The 11,469-nt window shown below is 42.2% G+C and carries 12 protein-coding genes; 2 read left to right on the top strand and 10 right to left on the bottom strand.

Annotated elements, in window-relative coordinates:
- Window positions 1-10: 10 nt before the first annotated feature.
- From LNTAR_RS15385 to LNTAR_RS15400, 5 genes are read right to left on the bottom strand one after another with little or no spacing between them, the layout of a single operon-like run.
- Window positions 11-1,108: a Gfo/Idh/MocA family protein gene (locus LNTAR_RS15385; protein ID WP_007279650.1), complete on the bottom strand. Its 1,098-nt coding sequence runs from the start codon at window positions 1,106-1,108 to the stop codon at window positions 11-13.
- An 8-nt stretch (window positions 1,109-1,116) separates the two neighbouring features.
- Window positions 1,117-2,535: a sulfatase gene (locus tag LNTAR_RS15390; protein ID WP_007279651.1), complete on the bottom strand. Its 1,419-nt coding sequence runs from the start codon at window positions 2,533-2,535 to the stop codon at window positions 1,117-1,119.
- The gene (locus LNTAR_RS28255; protein ID WP_007279652.1) at window positions 2,528-2,653 is read right to left on the bottom strand and encodes a hypothetical protein; all 126 of its coding nucleotides are present in this window, start codon (window positions 2,651-2,653) and stop codon (window positions 2,528-2,530) included. Before LNTAR_RS28255 ends, LNTAR_RS15390 begins: the two co-directional genes overlap by 8 nt.
- Window positions 2,646-4,340: a divalent metal cation transporter gene (locus LNTAR_RS15395; RefSeq protein ID WP_007279653.1), complete on the bottom strand. Its 1,695-nt coding sequence runs from the start codon at window positions 4,338-4,340 to the stop codon at window positions 2,646-2,648. Before LNTAR_RS15395 ends, LNTAR_RS28255 begins: the two co-directional genes overlap by 8 nt.
- Window positions 4,340-5,044 (bottom strand): 3-keto-disaccharide hydrolase, encoded by a 705-nt coding sequence (locus LNTAR_RS15400; RefSeq protein WP_007279654.1) that lies wholly within the window; start codon window positions 5,042-5,044, stop codon window positions 4,340-4,342. The genes LNTAR_RS15395 and LNTAR_RS15400 overlap by 1 nt, the downstream gene beginning before the upstream one ends.
- A 179-nt stretch (window positions 5,045-5,223) precedes the next feature.
- Here LNTAR_RS15400 and LNTAR_RS15405 point away from each other — a divergent pair, with 179 nt between their 5' ends.
- Window positions 5,224-6,351 carry an AraC family transcriptional regulator gene (locus tag LNTAR_RS15405; protein WP_007279655.1) on the top strand — a complete coding sequence of 376 codons (1,128 nt, stop codon included), beginning with the start codon at window positions 5,224-5,226 and terminating at the stop codon, window positions 6,349-6,351.
- 370 nt (window positions 6,352-6,721) lie between these two features.
- Here LNTAR_RS15405 and LNTAR_RS15410 read toward each other — a convergent pair whose 3' ends face one another.
- Genes LNTAR_RS15410 through uxaC form a run of 4 tightly spaced genes read right to left on the bottom strand, consistent with a single transcriptional unit; the run spans window position 6,722 to window position 10,690 of the window.
- Window positions 6,722-7,981, bottom strand: a complete 1,260-nt coding sequence (locus LNTAR_RS15410; protein ID WP_007279656.1) for a nickel-dependent putative hexonate epimerase — start codon at window positions 7,979-7,981, stop codon at window positions 6,722-6,724.
- The gene (locus LNTAR_RS15415) at window positions 7,971-8,450 is read right to left on the bottom strand and encodes a gluconokinase (protein WP_007279657.1); all 480 of its coding nucleotides are present in this window, start codon (window positions 8,448-8,450) and stop codon (window positions 7,971-7,973) included. Before LNTAR_RS15415 ends, LNTAR_RS15410 begins: the two co-directional genes overlap by 11 nt.
- Window positions 8,451-8,452: 2 nt before the next feature.
- Window positions 8,453-9,280 (bottom strand): SDR family oxidoreductase, encoded by an 828-nt coding sequence (locus tag LNTAR_RS15420; RefSeq protein WP_007279658.1) that lies wholly within the window; start codon window positions 9,278-9,280, stop codon window positions 8,453-8,455.
- Between the two features lie 9 nt (window positions 9,281-9,289).
- Window positions 9,290-10,690 carry a glucuronate isomerase gene (gene uxaC, locus LNTAR_RS15425; protein WP_007279659.1) on the bottom strand — a complete coding sequence of 467 codons (1,401 nt, stop codon included), beginning with the start codon at window positions 10,688-10,690 and terminating at the stop codon, window positions 9,290-9,292.
- Between the two features lie 185 nt (window positions 10,691-10,875).
- Between uxaC and LNTAR_RS15430 the strand changes: the two genes are divergently transcribed.
- On the top strand, window positions 10,876-11,220 hold the full coding sequence (locus tag LNTAR_RS15430) for a cupin domain-containing protein (protein WP_007279660.1): 345 nt from the start codon (window positions 10,876-10,878) through the stop codon (window positions 11,218-11,220).
- Here the strand turns inward: LNTAR_RS15430 and LNTAR_RS15435 are convergent.
- A complete protein-coding gene (locus LNTAR_RS15435; RefSeq protein WP_007279661.1) occupies window positions 11,217-11,420 on the bottom strand; it encodes a hypothetical protein in 204 nt (67 codons plus the stop codon). The genes LNTAR_RS15430 and LNTAR_RS15435 overlap by 4 nt on opposite strands.
- Window positions 11,421-11,469: the final 49 nt, after the last annotated feature.

Below are 11,469 nucleotides of genomic sequence, written 5' to 3' on the forward strand. Positions count from 1 at the left end.
AAAACTTTCCTTATCTAAAACTTCTGAGTTCTGGCGCTTTTTCGAGTGGCAAAGTCACTTTGGCTCCACCGTTAAGTGCCGATTGATAGATCGCTTGAATCAACTCAACTGACTTGCGCCCTTCGTAGGCATCGGCTGGAATTTTGCGACCTTCGCGAATGGCGTCGAGAACTTCTTCAAAATTCTTTTGGTGCCAAGAGAAGTCAATTGCGGAAGGATCCGCAGCCCCTGCACCACCCGCATCGGGGTCAAAACCAAACTCATTCATAAATTCCTTGTCACCCGCTTGTTCTTCTCTGAATTCCCAATGAGTGAATTTATCGTCTTTCAGGAAAGCTGAGCCATTTACGCCGCAGATGTTCACTTCTGCTGCGTGTCCCTCTTCCGAGTAACAAGCCGTCGAACCTTGAATAATACCCTTAGCTCCATTTTTAAAATTGAGGATGGCTACTGCCGTATCTTCCACTTCAATATTTTCATGGGCAAGAAGATCCGCAAAAGCACAAACTGAGTCAACTTCACCTGCCACATTGAGGAGCAGGTCAATGGTATGAATCGATTGATTCATCAAGGCTCCGCCGCCATCGAGGGCCCACGTCCCACGCCAAGCACCAGAGTCATAATACTCTTGAGTGCGGTACCATTTGGTCACAGCCTCAATTAAGCTTAACTGACCGAAACGGCCCGATTCTACTGCTTCTTTTAATTTGATTGTACCGCCATTAAAACGACGAGGGAGAATACTGGCTAATTGAACACCATTTTCTTCTGCAGCTGCAATCATGGCGTCGATTTTATCGATGCTCACATCTACAGGTTTTTCTACGAGAATATGCTTACCTGCCTTCGCCGCTGCAATCGCAGGATCCATATGAGCTCCACTTGGCGTACAGATGGTCACCACGTCAACTGCAGGATTCGCAAGCATTTCATCGAGTTCTGCATAAGCTTGGCATCCGTAAGTTTCACCAAACTCTTGTCCACGCTCAGGATTTCTTTCAAAACAGGCAAGGACTTCCGCACCTTCCATTGCGGCAATGGCTTTCGCATGAAAATGCGCAATCATACCGCAGCCAATAATTCCAATTCCAAATGTTTGTTTACTCATAATAGTTCCTAGAGTTTATTTTCTTTTTTAATGATTTTTAAAAGTTGATCCACCACTTCCGGATTTTGCTGGGCAATATTCTTGCTTTCATTGGGATCTATTCGGTGGTCATACAACTCAATTTTGCTGTACTCGTCTTTTTTGCCTTTTGTGGCAATCAATCGATAATTTTTATTTCTGAGTGAAACTGCCTTGCCCCAGAAAGAAAGGGCTGAGTCTCGGCCGAGAGTATCAACTGAATTTAAAATTGGCACGAGACTCTGCCCTGAGAGTGGTTGTGAAAGTTTATTAAAAGTGAGTTGGCAAAGCTCTATGAGTGTGGGGAATAAATCGGTCGTTTCTACAACTGCCGAACTCATCTTGCCTTTAATGTCTGGCACGCGAATCATAAAGGGGGATTTCAGAGCCTGTTCATGTAGGTTGTGCTTACCCCAAATCTGATGATCGCCCAAGTGCCAACCATGATCTGACCATAAGACGACGATAGTATTTTTATCTAAGCCTAAATCTTTCAATCTCTGCATAACTTTACCGAGCTGAGCATCCACATAAGAAATGCACGCGTAATAAGCACGACGATGTTTCACTTGTTCTTCAGTACTTAAAGGCTTGGTTTTATCACCCTGATATTTATAAAACTCACCACTTCCATGCCAGTACGCAGTCTCACCTTTTTTATCGTGTGGAGCTAAGTTAATATCTACTCCATCATACATATCCCAGTACTTTTTAGGTGCCACAAAAGGCAAGTGGGGTTTATAAAAACCTAAGCTGAGAAAGAAACGTTTATCTTTGAGTTTATCTAGCTGACGAATGGCTTCATTTGCACTCAGCCCGTCGGGAAGTTCCTCATCTTCGAGGTCTTTAAATTCCATCCGGGGTTTATAGCCTGAGCCATCTTCGCGGTGCTTTCCGTCAGCATAGGCAAAAAACACACCCCAACCGCGCTTCCAAGGGCCAAAAGGTGTTTTCTTCCAATCCCATGCAAATGGCAATTCATCGCTACCATTGCCTTTGCCATTATAGGCATAATTACGTCCATCTGCCGTATGAGAAACCTTACCAATTACTGAAGTTAAGTAATTACTTCTTTTGAACAACTCGGGAATCGTTTGAGCTCCATCGAGCTGAGTCCTGCTCAATTGCTTAAAAGCACCATTGCCCATACTTTGTTTATTCTGGGGACGCAGCCCCGTCAACAGAGCATAACGTGAAGCTCCACAAGTGGGAACCTGAACATAATGGTGGTCAAAAGCTACAGACTCACTCGCCAACTTATCAAAATTTGGGCTAATGACATCTTTATTGCCGTAACAGCCTAAGGAATTCCTTAAGTCATCAACGCAGATCATCAGTACATTATATTTATTTTCAGCACAGAGATTTGCGATCATCGCAAAAATACATATGGCGAAAACCTTATTCATGTGATGAACCCGATTGTTTTACGGCAAACAAAATAAGTAGGCCTAAAGCTAAAATTGATGCGACAGTAGCCTCGTGAAAATGATGCTGCATGGCATGGCTGAAAAGAGAATTATTCACTCGCAGGTGTTCCTTCAATAGCAGCTTCCTTGCGATGTTTGCTCATGGTGTAGAACTGTCCGGCGACAACTAAGATGATAAAGAAAATTAAGAAATACTTACCAAAGGCCACATCGTCACCACCAATATTCATTTTCTTATGCCAGGCCGTATGACCTGCTGCCACACCGGTAATTAGTAGAGAGATTCCCGTTAGTGAGTTCCAAATGACACGATTTTTCCCTTTAGGGATATTCTCTCCTAAGACTTTTTTCGAATTCATCATCATAAAGAATGCGAGGAATGCCACAGGTAGGAGAATGTATCCAAAAGTGGAGGTAACAATCGCTAAATATGTACCCGAACCTGAGCCCCAAATAAAGGGCCATAATACGCCTGTTGTCGCTAGAAATGTTCCTTTCCGATGAGCTGATCCACCATGCTCAAGGTTGAACATCTCACAAACGACAAAACCACAAATCAACATCAGCATCGAAATAGTTGACAATGCCATTGCCAAAACGCCAAAACCAAAAATGATATGTGCCATTTTAGGACCCACAGCTACTTCAAGCGCCTTGGGGAACTCTTTGGTGTCTCGCTTAACAAGCATGCTCGCTAATAAGACTTCATCATTATCGATGGTCGCCTCGACACCAGCATTTCTTTTTTCGAGAATCGCCTGAACTTTAGGTGCTTGTTTATGACCCTCAACTAACTGCACAAGTCCAGCCTTATTTTCTGTTAAGCCTTCAAAGGGTTTTGCGTGAAAGGTTACTGCCGCAGCAATAGCTACACAAGAAGTAGCCAAAACGTAAGGAATCACCATGCCCGTGGATAAGTCAAAAATTGCTAGACCACGATGTTTCTTACCCCAACCCTTATTGAGCATAGAGAAAGGTAAAAGAAAAGTCATGTTAATCCCCACGGCAGTCGCAGCTGCAGAAACCATGATATCTCTTTGAGTTTTCACTACGTTCTGAGTCCAAAATTCACGTGCTGCGGGATCTGCAATTTGATCAATTACCAATTGGATTTCTGAAGCTGGTTCGAATAACTTTTTAATATTTGGAATAAAACCTTTTAAAATTTCACCAAAGCCTATATTCCCTGCTGCAATAAGCTTGCCCGCTACAATCATAAAACAGAGAACAATTGCTGCAACAATTAACTTAAGGACATTTTCATAGATTTTCATACCCTTACCCTGCTTACCATAACACATCGTAATAAAAGCAGAAAACGCAAATATAACGGCCGTAATAAGCAATTTGGTTCCAGTACTATCTGGATTAGGAATTGACGGGAAAAGATTTTGTGTCATTGCTGAGTACGCAAGTGAGTACTGAGGTAAAACCCAAATCATATTTGCCATCAAAGAAGCGAGTAACCAACCCCATGCTAAGACAGGGTTAATATTTTCTTTCATGGCTTTAAAAGGTGATTTCTCTGTACTTAAAGTTATATAAGAAATAGCCGAAAGCATGATCACTCCCATTGCCATAGCTATAAGTTGAACCCAGAGGAATTCAACACCACCAATTACCCCCAGAAATAAGGCACTCGCTAATGAACCACCTCCGAGAGTGATCGCCGATTGTAACCATCCGGGGCCTGACAACTTCATATACGTCTTGAGTGTTGCCCCCTTACCTGCTGCATGTGCCTCATCCAACATTTGAACTTCTGTATTTATTTTGTCGCTCATTATTTCGCAGGCTCCAATTCTTGAATTGTGATGTTTCTAAATTGTACCATATTTTTAGTCTTAGCCGTTTTAGCAAACTCTTTACTTCCGTGATGCTGAATCGCGATGTGACCCTCCGCATCTTTGGTATCAATCACATGGGTCATGAGCGTGCCATTTAAGAAAATTTTGATATCAGAACCACGGCATTCCACACGGTATTTGTTCCACTCGAGGTGCTTGTAAACTTTTTTCTTTTCTTCAGTCCAAGGCTCTAATTGACTTCCTTTAAAATCTTCATCATACTTTGAGCGTGTAGCGTGCTTAGGATAGAGCCAGCCTCTACGACCTTGGTCATAAAGACCTCCGCTCCAAGCACGTTCACTAGGATCTACTTCGGCTTGGTAACCAATAACAGTTTTACCTTTCTTACCTTCTTTAATTTGAGCTCTGAAAATCAAACCTGAATTGGAGTACTCTTCCACATCCGGCATTTTCACTTCATACTCAAGAATGAAATCAGCATAGCGTTTCTTAGTCGGGAAGAAGAAATTCTTTTTAGAGGTCATGTGAACCACGCCATCTTTAAGTTCGTAGTGTCCGTCATTATAGACATTCATACAGTCTTTAAATTCTGGATCTGAATAAAGAGCTTGTTTTTGTGGTGTGCTAACACATGAGAAGACTAAGCCTGCGATTAACATAAGGAGGATTTTGTTTTTCATAATTTGCCTATTTTTAGTCATTATTATAATATTTGATCAAAAATAAGGCCTCAAGAAACCTAAAACAATTTTGTTACAGCTTAAATCAAAAGGAACATTTGACTAATTTGCTCGTTTTTGAGCTAATTTGCAAAAAATCATAAGTTCATTTATATTTTGCAAAATCAAGGAAATTGCAAATGAACAAAAAAAGGATTGCCTTAGCCTTCCCCATGGGCTCTAGTCATTGGGAAAAAACAGCTTACGGAATTCGTTCCTACTGCAACCAAGAACGCGACAAATGGAAGTTGATTACCAATCCAGAAACTCACGACTTAAAAATCTCCGAAATTAATCTTGATGCCATAGATGGAATCATTGCCGTCGTGCGCAATAAAACTGATCTCGACCACCTCAAAAAACATTCGGTTCCCTGCGTCAACATTTCTGGCACTCTACAGAAATCGGATTTACCACGTGTTTGCCCTGACTTTTATCAGATGGGTCAATTAGCTGCCCAACACTTTTTTGAACGCGGATTTCAAAACTTTGCCTACTTTGGATTAAGTGAAACCGTTTTTTCTGAACGCATGTACCAAGGATTCCATAAGGAGCTCTCTAAGAAAACAAAAACATGCGAAAAACTCGAGGTTACTTTTGGCGCCAACTTCCTGGAGCAAGATGAACTGATTCATGAATTCCTTAAAAGCCTCAAACTTCCCTGTGCCATCTTAGCTGCGCACGATCCTCGAGCTCAAATACTCTTAGAAGCTTGTGAAGAAATGGCTTTGCGCGTCCCCGAAGACATCGCCATCCTCGGCTCTAATAATGATACAGTGAGTTGTGAGTTCTCCTCTCCTCCCCTCTCGAGCATTGAACGAGATGACCAGAAAATTGGTTTTGAAGCGGCAAAAGCTTTAGATATGTTGATGCGCCAAGAAGCCTGCCAACATGAGCTCATTATTCCTCCTCTCAAAGTCAAAACCAGAAAGTCCACCGAAATCTTCACCCCGAAACACCCTGAAATCAAACGCGCCCTCGATTTCATTGAAGAACAATTTGATCAATCACTCAATGTACAAATGATTTGTGATTACTTGGGCAGATCAAGACGATGGCTCGAATACGCTTTCCGAGAAGAACTGCAGCAGAGTCCCAAACATTTTATTGATGAACGACGCCTAAAAAAAGCCTTGCAATTATTACAGGGCTCATCACAGCTCAATTTATCACAAATCTCACAGCAAAGTGGTTTTTCATCCGTGGACCAAATGAATCAACTTTTCATTAAAAAACACGGACGTCGCGCCATCTTTTTTAAGAAATAGCTTGCAGGTTGGAGGTTGGAGGTTGCAGAAAAAATCATTGATTACATCAACAATCGTTCATGGTCTGTGCGCCGTTCCTTCAGAACGGGACTTACTTTTTAATTAAACTCCTATGGTTAAAACCATAGGCTAAATTATGCTTAGTACCTTCGGCACCTCCACTATTATCATTAAAAAAATCAATTTATATATTATCTATGAGTTTCTCTGAAAATGTTAAAACACATGGGAACACCGAGCTCCTGTCCGGCATACCGCCTCAAACAGTTGGGATCGCCGGGCTCCTGTCCGGCATATGTCTTCCATATCTTTAGAAATATTCAACCCTCCAAACTGCACGCGAAGTGTACTGCGAACTGACGACTTCCCCTTAAACCGTCCAGAGACCTAAAGCTGGATTAGAAACGAAAAAGACTTCTTCACCGTCCACATCATTCCAACCATCTTTGAGTTTGTTTGGGTCATATTTTTTTGAAGCTTCTTCGTAAGTTTGATAATCAAAACCAACTGAACAAATCTCTTCACGACTCACGTCAGGCCCTGGGCAATAAGTGATTTTGAAACGCCCATCTGAAGTCCCGTGGATGAGGTGTGCCGCTGCAGATAAATTATTTGCGAGTTCCGCATTCTCCGCCACGTCTTTTAATGTTTGATCCGTTCCTATATAACCATACTTTCTAATGAGGCGATCAATTTCACTATCTTCACCAAAAGTATGCAATTCGGGCGCTAAAACAATGAGCTCACCATTATCAGCCATAGCTTTGCGAGTACGATAAACGGCCTTATTACCAAGCCAAGTTGAGTTAAATTCCTCTGGATCGAGGTAAACCACACATTTATTTATGGGTTTCTCAAGCTTGTCGAGGTTAACTTCACGACTGAGTTCACAAGCGGTTTCAAAAACATCATCGTTCTCTCCGGAGTAGAGACCTCGTAGGACAAGTTCATCATCTTCTTTAGCAATGACGGTAAGGATGAATTGTAGGTTAACGCGAGGACGGACAAATTGGTCGTAGCTTTCATTGAGCGCACGACGAACAGGACTATCTGTCTCACCCATAATGCGCTCCATTCCGTAGACTGCACCAAGGTAATGAGATTTATTAATGGTATCGCCACCGCCCACACCAATCATCACGTTTTTGGTGTAATTGGCCATACCAATCACTTCGTGAGGAACAATTTGTCCAATAGAAATGATTAGGTCATAATTATTGAGAACTTCTTTATTAACCGCGACCTCCATAGGAAAGTCTAACTTGCCTTCCGAGAGTTCTTGAATTCTTTGGGCAGATAATTCACCCAAAATTTCTAGGGCATTGCGCCAATCGTGAGGCATATAAGAATCTAAAGGTATGTCCTTGCCAAACATTAAATGCAATTGTTCAGGTGTCATCGGAACATGAGTTCCTAAAGCAGGCATAATATTGATTTCACAGCGGTCTTTGAGTTGCTGGTATAAATAGGCCGTAATCTCACCTGCACGGGAATTCAAACGCGTATGATCGGGTGGCAGTAGAAGCAAACGACGAACACCCTCGGCATGAACTTTAATAAATTGATCAAGATGAGCGTGAAGTTCATCACGGCTAATCACTCTCTCTGCTGAACCATCATTAATTAACATTGATCTTCTCCTGTAATTCTTTTATAATCTCATCCGTACTTTGACTAATATCAACCGTAAGTGCCTCTTGAGGCTCCTCTAATGTGGCAAATTGACTGTCGAGCATTTCGGGCTTCATAAAGTGATCGCGTTGCTTCATTCTTTCTAAGATAACTTCGCGACTTCCTTTGAGATAAACAAATGTCACCTCACCAAATTTCGATAAAGTTTCGCGGTATTTTTCTTTGAGTGCTGAACAAGCCAAAACCGCACCTTCGCCACGGTTCCAAAGTTGGATATTAACAGCTAAAATATCTAACCAAGGTTGACGATCATCGTCATTAAGAGCTTGCCCCGATGACATTTTGTCAATATTCGCTTTGGGGTGGAAGTCATCACCATCATGAAAAGGGAAATTGAGTAAGTCTGCCAAAGCTTCTCCAATGGTAGATTTTCCACAGCCGCTCACCCCCATTACCACGAAAACCATGCTTAAACTCCTGAGAAAGCTGAGAAACCGCCGTCAACTGGCAAGACGATACCCGTGATAAAACGCGATCCTGGCCCTGCTAAAAACTTCATTGAACCCTTGAGATCTTCAGGCTCACCGAACTCATGCATCGGCGTATTATTAATAATTTTTTGTCCACGTGCTGTAAGGGTTTCACCATCTTGTTCATAGAGTAGGAAACGGTTTTGATCGGACACAAAAAAGCCCGGCGCAATAGCATTGACACGAATATTTTTCTCCGCCAAATGAACCGAGAGCCACTGAGTGAAACTATCCACGGCGGCTTTCGCATTTGAATAAGCGCCTACTTTTGTTAGCGGACGCGATGCCGACATGGAGGAGATATTGATAATATTTCCCTCACCCACTTCGATCATGTCTTCCCCAAAGATTTGTGCCGGGATAAATGAACCCTTGAAATTCAAATCAAAAACCTGAGAATAAGCATCGGCATCAAGTCCAAAGAAGCTATCTTCCATGGCTGTGTCATCGCCCATTTGTTCTGCGGGTGCAGTTGCTTTTGGATGATTGCCACCCGCTCCATTGACGAGAAGGTAAACCGGACCCCAATTCTTGTTGATACTTTCTTTGGCTAGTTTTAAACTTTGAGGATCGAGCACATCGGCGGCTACTACTAGAGTTTGATCATAGCCCTTATCCGCCAAACGATTCTTAAGATCAATTAATTTACTTTCTGTACGACCGAGAAGTGCGACTTTTGCACCCTCTTCCAATAAAGCTTCCACAAGTGCTGAACAAAGAACTCCAGCCGCGCCAGTCACTACACATATTTTATCTTTTAAACTCATTGTTTTCTCCTAAAATTTAAAGTAATTTTTCGCATTATTATAACAGATATCTTCGATCAACTGAGCCAAGAACTTGCGGTCATCAGGTAGTTTCCCCTGGGCCACATCTCGCGCAAATAAGTCGCAGAGTAAGCGACGGAAGTATTCGTGCCGAGGAAAGGACAAGAAAGAACGCGAGTCCGTCAACATGCCCACAAATTTACTAATGAGGCCGAAGTTAGAGAGGTCATTCATTTGCTTCTCCATTCCGTCGAGTTGATCGAGAAACCACCAACCTGAACCAAACTGGATTTTACCGGCTTGTCCACCATCTTGGAAATTGCCAATCATTGTTCCGAGAACGGCATTGTCTTTCGGATTGAGGTTATACAAGATCGTTTTGGGAAGCTCATTTTTCACATCGAGACTATCCATAAAACGCGAGAGTTTTTCAGCAATTGGTAGGTCATTCATGGAGTCAAAACCCGCGTCTCGTCCCACAGTTTCAAAGCGGCGAGTGCTATTGTTTCTCATGGGGCCTAAATGCAATTGCATTGCCCAGCCCTTCTCGGCATTCCAACGTCCAAATCCCTGCATAAAAGCTGTACACAGAATTTCTTTTTCTTGATCACTCAGCTCCGTCTTGGCACGAGCTTTTGCGAAGGCCGCATCAAGTTCACTCGCCGTATAGTCCGTGTAATAAGCTCTTGGTAAACCATGATCCGAGAGGCGGCAACCGCGTTCGTGGAAATAGTTGTGGCGATCTTTGAGCACCTGTAAGGCACCGTCAAAACTCTTGACTTCTTGATCCGCAATCTGTGCGAGTTTATCAATCCATTCATTCCAAGCATATAAATCATCCAGAGCTAAAGCTTTGTCAGGTCTAAAAGTTGGCAAAGCTTTAAAGTCTTCGATTTCTTCACTGCAAACTTGGTGAAACTGCAAATTATCCGCTGGATCATCAGTCGTACATAAAACCTCGACATTTTGCTGTCTTAGCAAATTCCTACAGGAATGCGATTGATTCGCCAGTTGTTCATTACATGTCTCATAAATTTTTCGGGCCTTATCACCATTGAGTAAATCATTAACACCAAAATAACGTTGCAGTTCAAGGTGCTGCCAGTGATACAAGGGATTGCGCATGGTGAAAGGAATGGTCTCAGCCCATTTCTGCCACTTCTCTTCTGGCTTGGCATCGCCAGTGATGAAGCGCTCTTCAATGCCATTGCTGCGCATTCCGCGCCATTTATAATGGTCACCTTCTAAAGTCGCCTCTGCCATATTGGCAAAACAACGGTCGCTAGCAATATCTTCTGGAGGTAAATGGTTGTGGTAGTCAATAATAGGCATTTTAGCCGCATGATTGTGATAGAGGTCTTCTGCCACCGCGTTACTCAGCAGAAAATTGTCATCCATAAATTTTTTCATTTCTTAATCCTTACTTGTTTGAGCTAAACTAAAGATAGTGGGACAAATTCACAATTTGCAAAATACGAAATTATATAGGTTTTTACGCAATTATTCCTTTTAGGCAAATTTATTCAAAATCCAGTATTTGAATTATTTGCATGCAATTAAACACCATTGTACCTTAAAAACAAAAAGGTTGATTTATGGATAAAAATTATTCTGTGGTGAATTTTGATGAGCTCTATACAGTGAATTGCCCTTGCGGGACCACACGTCGCGCCTTTACAGATGACCCCGATCAAATTGCCAGCATTCATATGGTTGACATTAAGCAAGATTCAGAATTGCACTACCACAAAAAGATGACCGAAATCTATCTCATTTTAGAAGGTGAAGGTCACATGGAACTCGATGGCGAACTCATCCCCGTTCGCAAGGATTCAACTATACTAATCAAACCAGGTTGCCGTCATAGCGCCATTGGTAAAATGAAAATAGTCAATATCCCCGTTCCCGCTTTCGACCCCGACGACGAATACTTTGATTAAGACTTAGGTTTCCAGCAGGCTGCATCCCAAATTGACCAAATGTGGACAATCCAACCCAACAAAATAATCCAAAGTAAAGAACATAAAACAAAATGGATGGCGGCTTTCATTAAGCGCCCTTGGACTAATTGACCTAGTCCGGGGATAAAAAAGCTACAGATCGCAGCTAAAACATTTCCTGTAGAACCTTGATTGGACATATCTATTTCCTCATAATTTAAGTCAATCTAATCCATTTCTTTTGGATCT

The organism is Lentisphaera araneosa HTCC2155 (genome assembly GCF_000170755.1).
GTDB lineage: Bacteria > Verrucomicrobiota > Lentisphaeria > Lentisphaerales > Lentisphaeraceae > Lentisphaera > Lentisphaera araneosa.